16 protein-coding genes are annotated in these 17,913 nt (G+C 71.2%); 9 read left to right on the top strand and 7 right to left on the bottom strand.

The genetic code is table 11. From position 1 onward, the window contains the following. Nucleotides 1-90: 90 nt before the first annotated feature. Nucleotides 91-354 carry a hypothetical protein gene (locus KVT44_RS28530; RefSeq protein ID WP_054233491.1) on the bottom strand — a complete coding sequence of 88 codons (264 nt, stop codon included), beginning with the start codon at nucleotides 352-354 and terminating at the stop codon, nucleotides 91-93. Nucleotides 355-481: 127 nt separating this feature from the next. Here KVT44_RS28530 and KVT44_RS28525 point away from each other — a divergent pair, with 127 nt between their 5' ends. Together KVT44_RS28525 and KVT44_RS28520 are read left to right on the top strand one after the other, a co-directional pair. Continuing rightward, nucleotides 482-1,519, top strand: a complete 1,038-nt coding sequence (locus tag KVT44_RS28525) for a PHP domain-containing protein (protein ID WP_217569672.1) — start codon at nucleotides 482-484, stop codon at nucleotides 1,517-1,519. A gap of 459 nt (nucleotides 1,520-1,978) precedes the next feature. Further along, nucleotides 1,979-2,938, top strand: a complete 960-nt coding sequence (locus tag KVT44_RS28520; RefSeq protein ID WP_217569670.1) for an SDR family NAD(P)-dependent oxidoreductase — start codon at nucleotides 1,979-1,981, stop codon at nucleotides 2,936-2,938. A gap of 13 nt (nucleotides 2,939-2,951) precedes the next feature. Here KVT44_RS28520 and KVT44_RS28515 read toward each other — a convergent pair whose 3' ends face one another. Then, nucleotides 2,952-3,785 (bottom strand): alpha/beta fold hydrolase, encoded by an 834-nt coding sequence (locus KVT44_RS28515; RefSeq protein WP_217569668.1) that lies wholly within the window; start codon nucleotides 3,783-3,785, stop codon nucleotides 2,952-2,954. A 123-nt stretch (nucleotides 3,786-3,908) separates the two neighbouring features. Further along, entirely contained in the window at nucleotides 3,909-4,274 is a 366-nt protein-coding gene (locus tag KVT44_RS28510) for a MerR family transcriptional regulator (RefSeq protein WP_097223736.1), read from the bottom strand. A gap of 91 nt (nucleotides 4,275-4,365) precedes the next feature. Between KVT44_RS28510 and KVT44_RS28505 the strand changes: the two genes are divergently transcribed. Together KVT44_RS28505 and KVT44_RS28500 are read left to right on the top strand one after the other, a co-directional pair. Then, entirely contained in the window at nucleotides 4,366-4,845 is a 480-nt protein-coding gene (locus KVT44_RS28505; RefSeq protein ID WP_217569666.1) for a hypothetical protein, read from the top strand. A gap of 309 nt (nucleotides 4,846-5,154) precedes the next feature. Continuing rightward, the gene (locus KVT44_RS28500) at nucleotides 5,155-5,706 is read left to right on the top strand and encodes a DUF3455 domain-containing protein (protein WP_217569664.1); all 552 of its coding nucleotides are present in this window, start codon (nucleotides 5,155-5,157) and stop codon (nucleotides 5,704-5,706) included. Nucleotides 5,707-5,835: 129 nt separating this feature from the next. On the opposite strand, the gene KVT44_RS28495 is transcribed toward KVT44_RS28500, so the two are convergent. Beyond that, nucleotides 5,836-7,218: an ROK family transcriptional regulator gene (locus KVT44_RS28495; protein WP_099919115.1), complete on the bottom strand. Its 1,383-nt coding sequence runs from the start codon at nucleotides 7,216-7,218 to the stop codon at nucleotides 5,836-5,838. A gap of 169 nt (nucleotides 7,219-7,387) precedes the next feature. Here KVT44_RS28495 and KVT44_RS28490 point away from each other — a divergent pair, with 169 nt between their 5' ends. From KVT44_RS28490 to KVT44_RS28475, 4 genes are read left to right on the top strand one after another with little or no spacing between them, the layout of a single operon-like run. Continuing rightward, nucleotides 7,388-8,704, top strand: coding sequence for a sugar ABC transporter substrate-binding protein (locus tag KVT44_RS28490; protein WP_099919116.1), 1,317 nt, complete (start codon nucleotides 7,388-7,390; stop codon nucleotides 8,702-8,704). Between the two features lie 14 nt (nucleotides 8,705-8,718). Continuing rightward, nucleotides 8,719-9,720, top strand: coding sequence for a carbohydrate ABC transporter permease (locus KVT44_RS28485; protein ID WP_067362593.1), 1,002 nt, complete (start codon nucleotides 8,719-8,721; stop codon nucleotides 9,718-9,720). Continuing rightward, nucleotides 9,713-10,606 (top strand): carbohydrate ABC transporter permease, encoded by an 894-nt coding sequence (locus KVT44_RS28480; protein WP_099919117.1) that lies wholly within the window; start codon nucleotides 9,713-9,715, stop codon nucleotides 10,604-10,606. The genes KVT44_RS28485 and KVT44_RS28480 overlap by 8 nt, the downstream gene beginning before the upstream one ends. Nucleotides 10,607-10,635: 29 nt before the next feature. Beyond that, nucleotides 10,636-11,994, top strand: coding sequence for a GH1 family beta-glucosidase (locus tag KVT44_RS28475; protein WP_217569662.1), 1,359 nt, complete (start codon nucleotides 10,636-10,638; stop codon nucleotides 11,992-11,994). A gap of 78 nt (nucleotides 11,995-12,072) precedes the next feature. Here the strand turns inward: KVT44_RS28475 and KVT44_RS28470 are convergent, their stop codons facing one another. Both KVT44_RS28470 and KVT44_RS28465 read right to left on the bottom strand, forming a co-directional pair. Continuing rightward, nucleotides 12,073-13,056, bottom strand: a complete 984-nt coding sequence (locus KVT44_RS28470; RefSeq protein ID WP_217569660.1) for a phosphotransferase family protein — start codon at nucleotides 13,054-13,056, stop codon at nucleotides 12,073-12,075. Nucleotides 13,057-13,077: 21 nt separating this feature from the next. Further along, the gene (locus KVT44_RS28465; RefSeq protein WP_217569658.1) at nucleotides 13,078-16,257 is read right to left on the bottom strand and encodes a cytochrome P450; all 3,180 of its coding nucleotides are present in this window, start codon (nucleotides 16,255-16,257) and stop codon (nucleotides 13,078-13,080) included. Between the two features lie 160 nt (nucleotides 16,258-16,417). Between KVT44_RS28465 and KVT44_RS28460 the strand changes: the two genes are divergently transcribed. Further along, nucleotides 16,418-17,041: a helix-turn-helix transcriptional regulator gene (locus tag KVT44_RS28460; RefSeq protein WP_217569697.1), complete on the top strand. Its 624-nt coding sequence runs from the start codon at nucleotides 16,418-16,420 to the stop codon at nucleotides 17,039-17,041. Here the strand turns inward: KVT44_RS28460 and KVT44_RS28455 are convergent. Then, entirely contained in the window at nucleotides 16,981-17,874 is an 894-nt protein-coding gene (locus KVT44_RS28455) for a DUF3626 domain-containing protein (protein WP_308314133.1), read from the bottom strand. The two genes, KVT44_RS28460 and KVT44_RS28455, sit on opposite strands and share 61 nt — an antisense overlap. Nucleotides 17,875-17,913 lie beyond the last annotated feature (39 nt).

Raw genomic sequence — 17,913 nt, 5'->3', positions numbered from 1 at the left:
CCCTCGTACTGGATGTACTTGGGTCTGTGCCCGGTGCGGCGAGAGTACGTGCATGGCGTCGCGGGGCAGACGGGAATGTGACGACAGGGCCTAGCGCCCTGATCCGCCGGACCGGCCCTGGCGCGGCGCCCAGGTGAACTTGTCGCCGCCCACCCAGCGCACCACGTCCGGGTCGTCGAGATCGTGGATGTGGATCCCTTGGGAGCCGGCGAACGTCAGGACATCGGTGATCGACTTCGCCTCGCCGACCATTTCCCCGTCGATCTCCACGATCCGAAACGGCGGGTCGCACGGCTGCACCCCGAGCACCATGACCCGCGGGTAGGAGATGTGGGGGCTCGAGATTTCGGTCATGCCTAGAGCGTAGATCGATTCCCGCGAGTGGGCCGAGGTGAGTGACACTCCGCCGTGCGGGCCGACGGCGGCTGGGCAAGGCTTGAAGGGCTTGAAACGGGTGGGGAGCTCACGGAAGGTGGTGCCGATGGATCCCGTCGAGGCCCTGGACCGGATCGCGTTCCTGCTGGAGCGCACCCAGGCCCCCACCTATCGCGTACGGGCCTTCCGCACCGCGGAGGCCGTGCTGGCCGCGCTGCCCGCCGGGGAGGTCGACAGGCGCGTCGCCGCCGGAACCCTGGAGTCGCTGAAGGGCATCGGACCGAAGACGGCGCAGGTCGTGCGCGAGGCGGTGGCCGGTCAGCTGCCCGGCTATCTCGAGACGCTGGAACAGCAGGCCGCGGGCCCCCTCGCCGAGGGCGGCGAACACCTGCGGGCGCTGCTGCGCGGCGACTGCCATCTGCACTCCGACTGGTCGGACGGCGGCAGCCCGATCGAGAAGATGGGCAGGACCGCCGCGCGCCTCGGGCACGAGTGGGCGGTGCTCACGGACCACTCGCCGCGGCTGACCGTGGCGCGGGGCCTGTCCCCCGAGCGGCTGCGCGAGCAGTTGGCGGTGGTGGCGGAGCTCAACCGCCGGTGGGCCCCCTTCCGGCTGCTCACCGGCATCGAGTGCGACATCCTCGACGACGGATCGCTCGACCAGGAGCCGGAGTTGCTGGAGTCGCTGGACGTCGTGGTGGTGTCGGTGCACTCCAAGCTGCGCATGGACGCCAGGTCGATGACCCGCCGTATGGTCACCGCCGTACGCAATCCGCTCGCGGACGTGCTCGGGCACTGCACGGGCCGGCTGCTCACCGAGCGGCGGCGGCCCGAGTCGGAGTTCGACGCGGACGCGGTCTTCGCCGCCTGCGCGGAGTCCGGTACCGCCGTGGAGATCAACTGCCGCCCGGAACGGCTCGACCCACCGCGCCCGCTTCTGCGCCGGGCGCTCGACGCGGGCGTGCTCTTCTCGATCGACACCGACGCGCACGCCCCCGGCCAGCTGGACTGGCAGATCCACGGCTGCGCGCGGGCCGAGGAGTGCGGGGTGCCCGCCGAGCGCGTGATCACCACCTGGAGCGAGGACGAGCTGCTGGCCTGGACCCGGTCGCGGACGGCGCCGACCCGTGTCACCAGCACCTGACGGGCGTACGCTGGGCAGCGAGAGCAAATCCGCGCCCGAGCCCCCCGGACGCATGAAGCCGTACGGCGAGCCGAGACGTGAGTCGTACGGCGACCCGAGAACCGTCCGCTCCTCTTGCCCCCTCCGGGTGACGCAGATCACCGCGCCCGCCCTGGTCACGCGGGAACACCCATTGGTAGTTCCCCGTTAAACCAACCGTGGGTGCGGATGGGACAGTGTCCCCGGGCCTCACCTTTTGCCCATAGGGATGATCGTTCGGCTGAAGCCCTGTGGAGCCTCTCGCCGAGAGGTGACCGCCATCCGTGCCCACCACAGACGGCCCCGACCGAGATTCCCCCGTCCGGTCGGGGCCTTTTCATGTCTGGCGCCCCGCCCGGCCCCGCCCTGCGCTGCTGCCCCCCGCCGTGGACGGCTGCCTCCGCTTGACTTCGAGTGCTCTTTAATCCGTAGCGTCGGAACATGACCACTGCACAGCACAAGATCGGCTCGGGGTTCGGCGCCCACAGCACCGCCGACGACGTCCTCCAGGGCGTCGACCTGACCGGGAAGCTCGCGATCGTCACCGGCGGGTACTCGGGGCTCGGCCTGGAGACCACCCGCGCGCTCACCAAGGCGGGCGCCCACGTCGTCGTTCCGGCACGCCGCCCGGACGTGGCCCGGGAGGCGGTGGAGGGCATCGAGGGGGTTGAGGTGGACGAGCTCGACCTCGGCGACCTCGACAGCGTCCGCGCCTTCGCCGAACGCTTCCTCGCCTCCGGCCGCACCATCGACATCGTCATCGACAACGCCGGAATCATGGCCTGCCCGGAGACCCGCGTCGGTCCCGGCTGGGAGGCCCAGTTCGCGACCAACCACCTCGGCCACTTCGCGCTCGTTAACCGTCTGTGGCCCGCGATCGAGCCGGGCGGCGCGCGGGTCGTCTCCGTCTCCTCGGGCGCTCACCACAACTCGGGGATCCGCTGGGACGACGTGCACTGGCGCACCGGCTACGACAAGTGGGAGGCGTACGGGCAGGCGAAGACCGCGAACGTCCTGTTCGCCGTCCACCTCGACCGGCTCGGCCGGGAGTCCGGCGTACGGGCCTTCGCCCTCCACCCCGGCGGCATCCTCACCCCGCTGCAGCGCCACCTCGCCAAGGAGGAGATGGTGGAGCGCGGCTGGATCGACGAGGACGGCAACCCGCTGAACCCGTCCGGCTTCAAGTCGCCCCAGGAGGGTGCGGCGACCCAGGTGTGGGCCGCGACCTCACCCCAGTTGGCCGGCCTGGGCGGGGTGTACTGCGAGGACTGCGACATCGCCGAGGTCGCTCCGGCGGACGGCGAGCGGACCGGCGTACGCGACTACGCGATCGACCCCGAGCAGGCCGCGCGGCTGTGGACGCTGTCGGCGGAGCTGACCGGGGTGAACGCGTTCGCGTGACGCGCCCGGGGCATCAGTCGCGGGCCGTGAACTCCCGCAGATCCGCGACGAGTTGTTCCGCGTGCGTGGCGAAGAGGCCGTGGCCCGCGTTCTCGTAGACCTTGAGAGTGCCGTTGGGGAGCAGTGCGGCCGCCCGGCGGCCGGTCAGGTCCAGCGGCGCCGACGTGTCGTGGGTGCCGTGGACGACCAGTGCGGGCAGGTCGAGCTTGGCCAGTTCGGGGGCGACGTTCAGGGTGGCCGCGAGGTCTCCCAACGCCGCCCCGCCGCGCGCGGTGGCGCCGTGACAGCGGTTGATCATGGACTGCACATAGGCCGGGGAGAGTTCGTTCCCGGGGAGGTCGAGGGCGAAGAACGAGCGGGCCCCGTCCACGAAGAAGGCGGCCCGGTCGCGGCGGAAGACCTCGTTGCCGGCCTCGACGACGCCCGGGTCGATGCCCTCCGGATGGTCCGCGGACCGTACGGCCCCGGGCGCCATGCCCGCGACGAGTGCCACCCTCGCCACCCGCTCGACGCCGTGCCGGGTCAGGCAACGTACGACTTCCGCGGTCCCGATGGAGTGCCCGACCAGTGTCACCCCGGACAGGTCGAGGTGGCGCAGCAGCCCGTCGACGTCGTCAGCCAGAGTGTCGAGGTCGAACCCGCCCCACACGTCGTCGGACCGGCCGTGGCCGCGCCGGTCGAGGCCGACGCACCGATAGCCCTCCGCGGCGAGCGGCAGCATCTGGTACTCCCACATCTCCGTGCCGAAGTAGGCGCTGTTGACGAACACGATGACCTGCCCGGTGGCGGGACCGTAGTCGACGAAGTGCAGTCGGGTGCCATCGACGGGGCTCTCGAAGTACGGCATGGGAAACCTCCCGGAATCCGGTGGCGGGACGAGTGGGTACGTCCTTCATGGTTCCGGAGGGCCGGGGCGGGGTCGATTACCCCCGAGGTCATGCCTGCGCGTGTGCGCCCTCCCGCCTCGTGGTCAGCTCGGTCGGCCGATGGCCCGCAACGGGCACCCGGTGTCGACGCGCGTGGCGAGTTCGGCCCGCAGGGTGGCGAGTTCGGCCATGCGGGCGTCGATGACCTGGATCTTCTGCTCGAACAGCACGGACAGCGCCTCCGCGGAGTCCGGCGCCTCCCGCAACTCCTCGCCGTGCCGCGCGATCTCCGCGAGCGAGAATCCCAGCGTCTGCGCAGTGCGGACGTACTGCAACCAGGGCACCGCCTCGGGCGGGAAGTCGCGATAACCGTTGGCCAGCCGCCGACCCGTGACGAGGCCGACCTTCTCGTAGAACCGAATGGTGTCTCTGCTCATGCCCGCCTGCGCGGCGAGCTCTCCGATACGCATGTCCCTCCATCGGACGGCGGGCTTGACCTTGGACCGTACTCCACTGTTTAGCGTGAGGCGTCGCTGCCCCGAGACCAGTTGGAGCCTCATCGTGATCCGGACCCTCGTCCCCGAACGCCCCGCCTATCTCCGCGCCGTACGGGCAAGCGCCTGGTACGACCTCGTCGTCACCGCGGGCTTCGCGACGCCCTGGACGTACGCGCTGGTGCACGATGCGCTGTCGTCGTCGGGCAACGCGCTCGGGCTGGGTGTCCTGCCCGAACTCGACCCGGTGCAGACCCTGTACGCGAATCTGATGGGCTCGGTCGTGGTGGTCTGGGCCGTCCTGCGCATCGTCCGGCCGCTGCCGGTGCACGGACTGCTCGACGGCGTCGCGCGCACGCTGTTCGCGGCGTGGCAGGCGTACGCGCTGGCCCACGGCGCCATGCGGCTGCTTTGGCTGTTCTTCGGCGTCGAGGTGATGTTCGGCCTCGTCCAGCTGGTGCCGTGGTGGCGAACTCGGAACACGAACCTGTTGAGCACCGAAGCCGGCCCGGCCGTTGGGCATCCACTCCCAGCAGAGGGCCAGTGACACCCGTCTTGAGGCACATGCACCGACGCCCCGAGTACGCGGCGGTGTGCCCGGCCGCGTGCCCCATAGACCCTCGTCGAGCCGAACCCCGTACGGCGATACTCCCTACTCGACATCGCGTCGACGATCCCGGTATTGGCGGGAACGACCCTCGGTGATCCCGCCAAGGACCCCGTGGCTGTCGCCCGGTCCATCACGGCCGAAGAACGCCGAAGAACAGGGCGTAGCCGTGTGCGCACCGACGACAGCCCGCCCAGCCGCCGCGGTGCCACTCGACCTCGTTCAGAAAACGTTCTGGAGACAAACCCGATGAAGCTCGCCAAGCGTCTCATCCTCACCACGACAGCTGTCGTCGCCGTGACCGCCGGCACGCTGTTCAGCGCGACGGTCGGCCAGGCCGCCACCTCGCAGCCCGCCCGCACCGGCGTCGAAGCTCCCGCCGCGCTGAAGGTCCCCGACGGCAACCGGCTCACCGGCGTCTTCTCCGCCGCGGGCGTCCAGACCTACACCTGCGCCGACGGCGCCTGGAAGCTGCTGGAACCCGCCGCCACCCTGTGGGCCAAGAACGACCGCTCCCACCGCCCCGTCGCCCTCCACTCCCGCGGCCCCGTCTGGGTGTCCACGGTGGACGGCAGCGCGGTCAACGCCGCCGCCATCGCCAACTCCCCCAAGACCGGCACCATCCCCGAGCTTCTCCTGCAGTCCACCGCCACTCGCGGCACCGGGGTCTTCGCCGGCGTCTCCTACGTCCAGCGCCTCGACACCCACGGCGGCGTCGCACCCACCACCGCCTGCACCGGTACCGACCAGATCAGCGTCCGTTACTCCGCCACCTACGCCTTCTACAAGCCCGCCAAGTGATGCGGTAAGGAGCGACGGCAGGGGCCCTCCGGACGATCTCAAGGGGCCCCTGCCCTGCTGCGGGCCGGCAGGGCGGCTGTTGTTCCGGACGCGATCACCAGACGGATGTCGTGAACCCCCGGCCGTGGGTCAGTGCGGGGCGCGCTCCTCCAGGGCGGTGCGCCAGGCCGGGGAGGGGCCCTCGCTCACCGGCTCGGCGCGTCGGCCGCCCCGCGCGAAGAAGTCGGCGAGCGGCAGGATCGCGGCGCCGACCGTGACCGCGTCCGGGCCGAGCCGGCCGAGGTCGATGGAGACGCGCTCGGCCGGGTAGCGCAGGGCGTACGAGGCCGCGTACCGGCGGACGGCGGGCAGAAAGCGGGTGCCGAGCTGGAGGCCCGCCCAGCCGCCGATCAGGATCCGCTCGGGCTGGAAGAGGTTGATCAGGTCGGACAGGCCCGCGCCCAGGTACTCGGCGGTCTCCTCCAGGACGGCGAGCGCGACGGGGTCGGGCTCGACGCCCTCCTCGGCCGGGTAGGCCGCGGTGAGCATCGCGGTGAGCGCGGTCTCCTCGTCGGTTCCCTCGGGTGGGCGGCCGCCCTCCTCGCGCCAGCGGTCGAGGAGCGCCTCCGCGCCCGCGTACGCCTCCAGGCAGCCCAGGGCACCGCACCGGCAGCGGCGCCCCCTGACCCGTACCGTCAGGTGGCCCCACTCCACCGAGCGGCCGTGCTCCACGTCCTCGGTGACCAGACAGGCGCCGACGCCCGAGCCGAAGAGGACGACGACCGCGTTGCGCGCGCCGCGTCCGGCGCCGAACCACATCTCGGCCTGGCCCAGGGTCCGGGCGCCGTTGTCCGCGAAGTACGGGACGGTGTCGGGGAGTTGGCAGGCCGAGCGGAGCAGGGACTCCAGCGGGACGGCGTCCCAGCCGATCGTCTGACCGTGCACCACCGCGCCCTCCTCGGGCGTACGGGCGACGATTCCCGGGACGCCGATACCGACCCCGAGCAGCCGCTCGGGAGCGATGCCCGCCTCGTCCAGCACCTCGGCGACGCCGTCCCGGATGTGCCCGACGATGACATCGACGTCGTACTCCCGACGCTTCGACGACGGTCCGCCGCCCAGAGACGGCCCCTCCCCCTGGGCCGCCTCATCGCCCTCCGACGCCCATTCACCCCCGTACCTCTGCCGCTCCAACGGCCTCTCCGTGCGGGCGAGTTCGGTGAGGGTCAGGTCGAAGAGCTCGACACGGACGCGGGTTTCGCCGACGTCGACGCCGATCATGTGGCCGCTGCCGGGTACGACCCGCAGCAACGTGCGCGGGCGGCCGCCGTCGGAGTCGACGCTTCCGGCCTCCTCGACCAGACCGTCCGCGACGAGTTCCGCGACCACGTTGCTGATGGAACCGGAACTCAGGCCGGTGGCCGGGCCCAACTCGAAGCGGCTCATGGGGCCGTCGAAATACAACCGTTGCAGGACGGCGGTGCGATTGCCGCGCCGCAGGTCACGCACTGTTCGCCCGTTCCGCACCGCCATGAGAATCCCTTCCGGCCCGCCCGACCTGCAAGATACCCCTGCGCGATCCCTTGACGCGACTTTCTTCCGGGTCTTAACTCACGTCCTAAATTAAGACATGAGGGTCGTTCGAGAAGTGAACGCGGGCGCCCCTCGTGGCTCTTCCTCCGGGAAAGGGACATACGCAGCCATGCGCAGAATCCGAGCCGCGGCCGCCGGTGCGGTCACCGTCTCCCTGCTGACCGCCGTGACCGCCTGTGGTGGCGGCTCGTCGACGGGCGGTGGGTCCAACGACTCGCCCAAGACGCTCACCTACTGGGCCTCGAACCAGGGCGCCAGCATCGAGGTCGACAAGAAGGTCCTCCAGCCGGAACTCGACAAGTTCGAGAAGCAGTCCGGGATCAAGGTGAAGGTGGAGGTCGTCCCCTGGTCGGACCTGCTGAACCGGATTCTCACGGCGACCACGTCGGGTCAGGGTCCCGACGTCCTGAACATCGGCAACACCTGGAGCGCCTCGTTGCAGGCCACCGGTGCGCTGCTGCCGTGGGACGCGAGCAACTTCGCCAAGATCGGCGGCAAGGACCGCTTCGTCGACTCGGCGCTCGGCTCGACGGGCGCGCAGGGCAAGGACCCGGCCGCGGTCCCGCTGTACTCGATGGCGTACGCGCTCTACTACAACAAGAAGCTGTTCGCCGACGCGGGCATAGCGAAGCCGCCGGCCACCTGGGACGAGCTGATCGCCGACGGCAAGAAGCTGTCCAAGGGCGACAAGTGGGGCCTGGGGGCCGAGGGTTCGAACCCCTCGGAGAACATCCACCACGTCTTCGTCTTCGCCAAGCAGCACGGCGCCGACTTCTTCACCGCCGACGGCAAGCCGGACTTCACCTCGGACGGCACGGTCGCGGCGGTCAAGCAGTACATCGACCTGATGGCGAAGGACAAGATCATCGCGCCCGGCAACGCCGAGTACGCGCAGAACCAGTCCGTGAGCGACTTCGCCAAGGGCAAGAACGCGATGCTGCTGTGGCAGTCGGCGTCCGCCAATCTCAAGTCACAGGGCATGAGTGACGACGCGTACGGCATCGCCCCGGTCCCCGTGCAGTCCGGCACCCCGGGAACCGGCACCAACGTCAACTCGATGGTCGCGGGCATCAACCTGGCCGTCTTCAAGAACAGCCACAACCTCGACGGCGCCACGAAGTTCGTGAAGTTCATGACCAGCGACGCCGAGCAGAAGATCCTCAACACGGCGTACAGCTCGATCCCGCCGGTGAAGACGGCCCAGACGGACGCCACCTTCAACACCCCGGCGAACGCGGTCCTCAAGGACACCCTGGCCAAGAGCGCCGCCGCGCTTCCGCAGGTCGCCGACGAGTCCCAGTTCGAGACGACGGTCGGTACGGCAGTCAAGGCGCTGTTCGCGGACGCGGCCGCCGGACGTGCGGTGACCACGGAGTCGGTGAAGGCGGAGCTCGAGAAGGCCCAGCAGCAGATGCCTGCGAAGTGAGCGCTGACTCCCTCATGACCACCACGACCGCCGCCTCCGCCGATTCCGGCGAACGGGCGGTGCCCAAGGACTCCCCCGGGGCGGCGCGCGGGCCGCGCCGCCCCGGGCGGATCCGGCGCATCGCACTGCCCTATCTGCTGCTCCTGCCCGCCCTGATCCTCGAACTCCTGGTCCACCTGGTGCCGATGGTGATCGGCATCTTCATGAGCTTCAAGGAGCTCACCCAGTTCTACATCCGCGACTGGGGCACCGCGCCCTGGTCCGGCTTCGACAACTACAAGGTGTCGGTGGACTTCAGCGCGCCCGTCGGCAAGGCGCTGCTGCACTCGTTCCTCGTCACCGTCGGCTTCACCCTGCTGTCGGTGGGCCTGTGCTGGCTGATCGGCACGGCGGCCGCGATCTACATGCAGGACACCTTCCGCGGCCGCGGTCTGCTGCGGGCGCTCTTCCTCGTTCCGTACGCGCTGCCCGTGTACGCGGCGGTCATCACCTGGGTGTTCATGTTCCAGCACGACAACGGCCTGGTGAACCACGTCCTGCACGACCAGCTGCACCTCACCGACAAGCCGTCCTTCTGGCTCATCGGCGACAACAGCTTCTACGCCCTGCTCACCGTCTCGGTGTGGAAGGGCTGGCCGTTCGCGTTCCTCATCGTCATGGCAGGCCTCCAGAACATCCCCGGGGAGCTGTACGAGGCCGCCGCCCTCGATGGCGCCGGTCTGTGGCAGCAGCTGCGCCGCATCACCCTGCCGTCACTGCGCCCGGTCAACCAGGTGCTGGTGCTGGTCCTTTTCCTGTGGACGTTCAACGACTTCAACACGCCGTTCGTCCTGTTCGGCAGGACCGCTCCGGAGGCCGCGGACCTCATCTCGGTGCACATCTACCAGGCGTCATTCGTCACCTGGAACTTCGGCACCGGATCCGCCATGTCGGTCCTGCTGCTGCTCTTCCTGCTCGTCGTGACGGGCGTCTACCTGCTGCTGACCTCCCGAGGAAGGAAGACGGCCGATGTCTAGCACCGCGCAGACGGCGTCCCGCGCCTCGAAGGCGCCCCGCTCGCCGATGGCTCCCCCGCGGTCCTTCCTCTGGTCCCGCAGGATCTTCCTCACCCTGCTCACCGGCTTCGTCCTGGTACCGGTCTACGTCATGGTCTCCAGCTCGCTGAAGCCGCTCGCGGACGTCTCGGGGAAGTTCCGCTGGCTGCCGAGCGGGCTGACGATCCGCCCGTACATCGACATCTGGTCGACGGTCCCGCTGGCGAGGTACTTCGTGAACTCGCTGATCGTGGCGGGCGCGGCGACGGTCTGCTCGGTGGTGATCGCGGTCTTCGCGGCGTACGCGGTGAGCCGCTACAGCTTCCGCGGCAAGCGCGTCTTCACGGTGACCGTGCTCTCGACGCAGATGTTCCCCGGCATCCTCTTCCTCCTCCCGCTCTTCCTTCTCTACGTCAACATCGGCAACGCCACGGGCATCGCGCTGTTCGGCTCGCGCGGCGGCCTGATCCTCACGTATCTCACTTTCTCCCTGCCGTTCTCGATCTGGATGCTGATCGGGTACTTCGACTCGGTGCCGCGCGATCTGGACGAGGCGGCGCTGGTGGACGGCTGCGGGCCGCTCGGCGCGCTGCTGCGGGTGGTCGTGCCCGCCGCGATCCCCGGCATCGTCGCCGTCGCCGTCTACGCCTTCATGACCGCCTGGGGCGAGGTGCTGTTCGCGTCGGTGATGACCAACGACGCCACGCGCACGCTCGCCGTCGGGCTCCAGGGCTACTCCACGCTCAACAACGTGTACTGGAACCAGATCATGGCCGCCTCGCTCGTGGTGAGCGTCCCGGTGGTCGCCGGGTTCCTGCTGCTCCAGCGCTACCTCGTCGCCGGCCTGACGGCCGGAGCCGTCAAGTGACCGACTCCTCATCCCCTGAAGGGACTTCCGTGACCATCGACCTTGCCGCACTCCCCGAGGACTTCCTGTGGGGCACGGCCACGTCGGCCTACCAGATCGAGGGAGCCGTCGCCGAGGACGGCCGCTCGCCGTCCATCTGGGACACGTTCTCGCACACCCCGGGCAAGATCGACAACGGCGACCACGGGGACATCGCCTGCGACCACTACCACCGCTGGCGCGAGGACATCGCGCTCATGCGTCAACTGGGCACCAATGCCTACCGGTTGTCCATCGCCTGGCCCCGGGTGGTGCCGGGCGGCGACGGCCCGGTCAACGCGAAGGGGCTCGACTTCTACGACCAGTTGATCGACGCCCTGCTGGAGGCGGGCATCACCCCCTCCGTCACCCTCTACCACTGGGACCTGCCGCAGGTGCTCCAGGACCGCGGCGGGTGGCCCGCACGCGACACGGCACACCACTTCGCCTCGTACGCGGCGGTCGTCGCGGAGCGTCTGGGCGACCGTGTCCAGCACTGGACGACGCTGAACGAGCCGCTGTGCTCGGCCTGGATCGGCCACCTGGAGGGCCGGATGGCTCCCGGCCTCGCGGATCTGGCGGCCGCGGTGCCCGCCTCGTACCACCTGCTCCTGGGCCACGGCCTGGCCGTGCAGGCCATCCGCGCCGCGGCACCGGGCGCCCAGGTGGGCATCGTCAACAACCTCTCCAGCGTCGAGGCCGCCACCGACCGCCCCGAGGACGTCGCGGCGGCCCACCGACTGGACGGACACACCAACCGCTGGTGGCTGGACCCGGTACACGGCCGCGGGTTCCCTGCGGACATGCGTGAGGTCTACGGCGTCGAACTCCCGGAGCTGCCGGGCGACTTGGAGACCATCGCACAGCCCCTGGACTGGCTGGGCCTCAACTACTACTTCCCGTCCACCGTCGCCGACGACCCCTCAGGACCCGCGCCGCGCGTGCGCACGGTGCGCCGCCTGGGCGTTCCCCGCACCGGCATGGACTGGGAGGTCGACGCCTCCGGCATCGAGCGCCTGCTGCTGCGCCTCACCGACGACTACGGCGCCCGCAAGCTGTACGTCACCGAGAACGGCTCCGCCTATCCCGACGTCGTCCGCCCCGACGGCACCGTCGACGACCCCGAGCGCACGCGGTACCTGGAGCAGCACCTCGCCGCCTGTGCCGCGGCGGCCGGCAAGGGCGTCCCCCTCGCCGGATACTTCGCCTGGTCGCTGCTCGACAACTTCGAGTGGGCCTACGGCTACGACAAGCGCTTCGGCCTCGTGCACGTCGACTACGAGACCCAGCGGCGCACGGTGAAGGGGACCGGGCACCGGTACGCGGACATCATCCGGGCCCACGGGGAGCGCAGGCGCAGCGCGGCCTGACGTATGTCCCGGCCTTCGCGCTGGACGCGCGTGTTCTCTCGAACGGAGCTCGCGTCCAGCCGAAGGCGAGGGACGAGGTCACCCCTTCGACCTGCCGGCTCCATGCCGGCCGATGTCGTCCAGGGCCGCCACGAGCTGCGGAGCCACCACCTTCCGGGTCCAGACGGCATCGTCGTCACCCACGGCGCGGGGCACGGTCTCGATGAGCATGATCAGGTAGAGGTAGCTGCGGTAGAGGGCGAGGCGTCGGCGGACCGCGGTATCGAAGTCCGCGCGGCCTCCCGCCTTCCGATAGCCGGTCAGGAAGGCCGTGTCGTCCTCGATGTCGCCGAGGAGGGCGAGGGAGACGAAGTCCGCCAGGGGGTCGCCCCAGAACATGCGCTCGCCGTCGATCAGGCCGCCGATCCGGGGTGTTCCTTCCGGCCGGTCCACGAGGATGTTGCCCGGCCACAGGTCGAAGTGGACCAGGCGCGGGGTGGTGACCTCCTCCAGGGCGTCGTAGGCGGCCCTCGCGGTGCGGGCGACCTCGTCCACGGGCCGGGGCAGCCAGGCCCGATAGCGGCGGGCGTCGTCCAGGACGGCGTCGTACATGGTGGTGAAGGCGGTGCGCCAGTCGGGGGCGAGCGGACCGAGGGCCCCGGACGGGTAGCCGAACCCGGGTCCGGTGACCTGGTGGAGCCGGGCCACCAGGCCGCCCAACTCCGCACGCAGGGCGGTGTGTTCGACAGGAGTGAGCGTGCCGTTCCACGACTGGCCCGGGCAGGCCGTCATGAGGAGGTGACGGTCCCCGGTGGCCACGACGCGCGGCGCCGGTACGTCGACGGTGGCCGCCGAACGGTAGAACTCCGCCTCGGACACCAGGAGTTCGCGCTCATGGCGCATGCCCGGGGCGGTCTGCGGGGGCGGGACCTTCAGCACATGGCGGGTGCCGTCGGTGAGGAGGAGCTCCTCGACGGTGTTGTAGGTGCCGCCGTCGAGCGGGCGGCAGCGGGCGAGGCGCTCCGGCGGCACTCCGGCCGCCGCGAGGATCCGCCGCGCCCGCTCCCAGGAGTCCTCCGTCATGCGCCCCACCCGCCCCTTCGATCACCCGGCCGCGTACACGTCCTCCACGTAACGCCCGTTCGCGATCAGCTCGTTCAGCCACCTCTCGGCGGTCGCCTCGTCCGCGTCCGGCGTACGGTCCCGGTACAGCGTACGGAAGGCCTCGCGGACCCCGGGTGCCATGCGCGAGCCGTCGCCGCAGACGTACACCCGGGCTCCGGCCCGCAGCAGCTCCCAGACCTCGTCCGCCTCGGCGGCGATCCGGTGCTGCACGAAGGTCACACCGTCGACGGGCGCCGCGCTGAAGGCCGGGCACAGGGAGACCGCCCCGGCGGCCTCGGCTGCGTGGAGTTCCTCCGCGTGGAGGTAGTCCGCGTCCGGGGCGTCGCAGCCGAAGTAGCAGATGGCGGGCGGTAGTTCGGCTCCCGAGGTCAGCCGGGCGCGGCGGTCGGCGATGGCGCCGCGGAACGGGGCGAGTCCGGTGCCCGCCGCGACCATCACGACCGGCGCCGAGTCGTCGATCCGGAAGGCCTCCCGGCAGGGCTGGACGCGGGCGAGGACGGTGTCGCCGGGCTTGACCGTGTGCAGATGGCCGGAGCCGACTCCCGTGTACGTGCCCAGGCCGGAGCGGGCCGGGGCCTCCAGCAGGGAGACCATCAGGTCGGCGTGGCCGGGGTCGGTCGCGGGTGAGGACGACACCGAGTAGTGGCGGGGCCGCAGCGGGGTGAGGAGGTCGAGCAGGACCGGCCAGTCCAGCACGCCGCGCAGGGCGGGGTGGGCCTCGAACACCTCGACCAGGGTGCGCGGGTCGTCCACGAGGGCCGAGAGGGCCGTTCGTTCCGGCGGGCACGGGTTGGCCGCGGCGAGCACGGTGAGCTGTTCGGGAGTCGGTCGCTCCTGCAACTCGACGTGGTATGAGAGGAGTTGGCGTACCGTCAGGGGTCGGTCGACCGCGATGCCGTCGCGGCGCGGGCGGGTGGCCCGGATGTCCAGGACCGTGTCCAGGTCGAGGCCGAGCGCGGTGGCGGTCCGCTCGACGAGGGCCGGGTCGTTGACGGGAAGCACCGTGAGGTGGTCACCGGTGCGGTAGGTCGTGCCGTCGGGCAGGGCCAGCCGGACGAAACGCTTCGTGCGCGGGTGCGTCGGCGCGGTGAGGTCGTACGCCTCGGTGACGGTCATGGGGAGCAGCCCGTGCCGCTCGGCGAGGGCGTCCAGGGGGCCGCCGGTCAGCGCCCGGACCTCGTACGCCGCCGTGGGCTCCACCGCGTCGGTGGCGTCCGGGTCGCCGTACCGCTCCAGCAGCACGGTGCGCAGCCGGGCCGTGAAGGTGCGGACGGTGCCGGCCAGGTCGCCCGAGGCGTCGGCCGCGGCGCGCTCCAGGAGCCGGGTGCCGCCCCCTTCCGCGAGGCGCTCGTCGATGCGGGCCGGAACGTGCTGGTAGGTGGCGGCCCAGTTGCGGTCGCCGACGCCCAGGACGCCGTACGTCACACCGGTGGCCCGCGGGGCGGTGTCGAGCCAGGCCGCGAAGGCGGTGGCGTCGTCGGTGGGCTGCCCGTTGTAGGAGGCGGCGGCGATGACGACGGGGCGGTCGGTGGGCAGCCCGTCGGTGTACGCGTCCAGCGGCGCCACCTCCGTGTCGCAGCCGATCCCGGCGGCCTCGTCGGCGAGCGAGGCGGTGAACTCGCGGCAGGTGCCGTAGTTGCTGCCGTGCAGGAAGAGGGCGCGGGTGCCGGGACGCACCCGGGTGGGCAGGGTGGACGCGTCGGCCGAAGCCCGCGCCGGGTGCTGGGCGGCGGCGCCGGGCAGGGGCGCCCGGACGCGGTCGGCGGTCGTGCGCGGGGTGAGCGTGAGGGTGAACCCCTCGGGCTTGAGGGTGAGCGTCTCCTTGACCGTCAGCGCGTAGTCGGCGTGGTCGTGCAGCCGGTAGCGGTGGACGAGCATGGCGAGCAGCATGGTGGCCTCGTGCAGGGCGAACTGCCGCCCGATGCAGGCGCGTTCACCGGTACCGAAGGGCTTGAACGCGTGCGGGGAGCGCGCGGCCTCCGCCTCCGCCGTGAAGCGCGCGGGGTCGAACAGCTCGGGGTTGTCGCCCCACACCGGCTGCCGGTGCAGCATCGGGCCGAGCACGGTGACCGCCTGTCCGGCGCGCAGCGGGATCCGGCCGCCGAGCAGGGTGTCCTCCCGGGCGTGCCGGCTGAACGCGGCGGCGGTCGGCCACAGTCGCAGCGCCTCGTTGAGCACCTGCCGGGTGTAGGTGAGCCGCCCGATCTCCTCGAACGTCGGCTCGGGGTCCGCGGCGCCGCCCCACAGCGCGTCGGCCTCGCGTTGCACGAGCTGGAGCACGGCGGGGTGCTTGGCCAGGTAGTAGAGCGCGAACGACATCGCGCCGGAGGTGGTCTCGTGGCCCGCGATCAGGAAGGTGATCACCTGGTTGCGGATGTTGGCGGTGTCGAGCGTGGTGCCGTCGGCGGGGTGCTCGGCGGTGAGCATCAGTCCGAGGAGGTCCCCGGCGTCGGCCGCGTTCGGTCCGGCGTCCACGCGGGCGGCGATCACCTCGTCCACGACCTGTGCGAGGTGGTCGGCGTCCGCGCGGAAGGCCGCGTCCGCCGCCGAGTGGTCGCTGCCCGGCGTGCGGCTGAGCCGGGTCATGCTCCACTCCAGACAGCGGACCATGGACTCGACGAAGGGGTGGGGTTCGTCGCGTTCGAAGGAGCCGAAGTCGTAGCCGAATCCGGCGAGCCCGATGGTGTCGAGGGTCATGCGGGTCATGTCGTCCGGGATGTTCACGGGCTGTCCGGCGCGGGCGCCGCGATCCCAGGAGTCGATCAGCCGGCGTGCGACGCGCAGCATCACGGGGTGGTAGGTGCGCATGGAGCCCAGCGCGAAGGCGGGCATGAGGATGTCGTGCGCCTTGGCCCAGTTCGGCTCGTCGTTGTAGGCGGTGAACAGTCCGTCGGCGGCGAACGCGCGGACGTTCTCCAGGGCGGGTCCGACGGCCTTGGCGAACCGGGTCTCGTCGGCCAGGTCGGTGACCAGGTCGAGATCGCCGACGAAGAGGGTGTCCCGGCCGTGCAGCCGTCGTACGAGCACGGGGCCGTGCGCGCGCATCAGCTCCATCACCTGCTGGAGCGGGGTTCGGCCGGGTCCGGTGTCGGATATGTCGACGACCGGTATGTCGCGGAGGGAGTGTGTGGGTTGCGGGTGCGGCGCGGTGGGGGACATGGCGCGACAACTGCCTTTCGCGGTACGGAAGTCCTGCCCTCCCAGCTTGATCGTCGGACCCGGCGTGCCCGCACCGCCTCACTACATGATTCTGTAGTCACCGGGGCCGGGTCGCGCTTGCCACGGCCGCGGCGGGATGACAGGAGGCCGGGAGGTGGCGATGGACGCGGTGGTGTGGCGCAACCGGGCCATGACGTTGTTCGACCGCATCCCCATGCCGGTCGCGGTCTGTGATGTGTACGGGGCGATCATCCTGGCCAATCCGGCGATGGCGGCGGAGTGGGGCGCCACGTCGAGCGGGCTGCGGGGGCGCGAGGTCCTGGACCTGTTCCGGCCGCAGGAGCCCTGGCAGATCGAGCGGATCGCCCAGGCGTTGCGGCTGCGCCGTCGCTCGCGCTATCCGGTCTCGGTGCGCTGGGACGCGGCCGACGGGGTGCGGCGCGAGGGCGAGCTGACCGCGGACCCGGTCAGTGACTCCGTCGAGGCGAGCACCGCACTGCTGGTCATGGTCCGCGTGCTCGGCGAGTGCCCGGTCGTGGAGCAGCCGCCCGAGCCGGCGGCCGGCACGGCCGAGATCCGCATTCTGGCGCTGCTCGCCGAGGGCGCGACCACCGCACGGGCCGCCCGGGAGACGGGCCTGACCGTGGACGGCGTCAACTACCACCTGCGGCGCCTGTCCGAGCGCTGGGGCGCTGCCAACCGTACGGAACTGGTCGCGCGCGCCTACGCGCTGGGCGTACTGACTCCCGGAGTGTGGCCGCCCGCGGCCGTGCCCGCCCCCTGAGGGGCGCCGAAGCGCGCGAGGCAGTGCCACACCATCTTCAGGTCCTGGAGTTCATGGCGGCCGGTGCGGGCGGCGTCCCCGATGATCCGGGAGTCGAGCAGGCCGTCCTCGGCGATCCGGGCGCCGAGCGCGACGAACTCCGGGCCACGGAAGTCCGGGTGGCGCCGCAGTTCCTCGACCGGGAGCCGGTAGCCGGGGTGCCACTCCACGGGGCACGGGAGCCGCCGTGCCGCCGCCTCGACGGCCGTGCCGCGGTAGCTCGCGTCCAGGACCAGGGCCTCCATGTCCCTCGCCAGGTCGACGGGGCCGTGCACCTGCGCCTCGATGTAGTCGTTGAGCGCGTCCCGCTCGTCCGCCTCGGCCAGCTCGATCAGGGACATCCCGGCGGCGACCCCGAACGCGGACGGCTCCGCCGCGCTGTCGGGATAGCAGAAGGTGGCCCGCGGCAGGGCCGCACCGGTCAGCCGGAAGTGCGAGGAGCCGAAGCGGGGCGCCGCGCCGACGAGTTGGCGCCGGAAGTTCAGTCCGCCGTACACGGGTCGCTCGTGGGCGGGTTCGGCGTCGTACGCCGCGCCGAAGATCCGGCTCTCCCAGCGCCAACGGTCGCCGCCAGGGTGTGCGGTGAGCCCGCCGTTGCTCGTGCCCGTGACGAACTGCGAGACATACGCGCCGTCCCGGGCCAGTACCTCCAGGATCGGAAGCCCGCCCACCAGCCGGTCGGGGTGGAAGTTCAGGGTGATGCGCAGCGCCGGGTCCACCGCCGCGCCCCGGGAGAGAGCCGCCACATGGCGCAGCGCCCGCTCCTGGGGTGTGCGCCCGCCCCCGAAGTCCACGTGACCCCTCCCCCGCGCTGTTTCCGCACGCCTTCGCCC

Source organism: Streptomyces sp. GbtcB7, from assembly GCF_019091445.1.
GTDB lineage: Bacteria > Actinomycetota > Actinomycetes > Streptomycetales > Streptomycetaceae > Streptomyces > Streptomyces mirabilis.
This window is presented reverse-complemented; position numbering and strand designations above follow the sequence as displayed.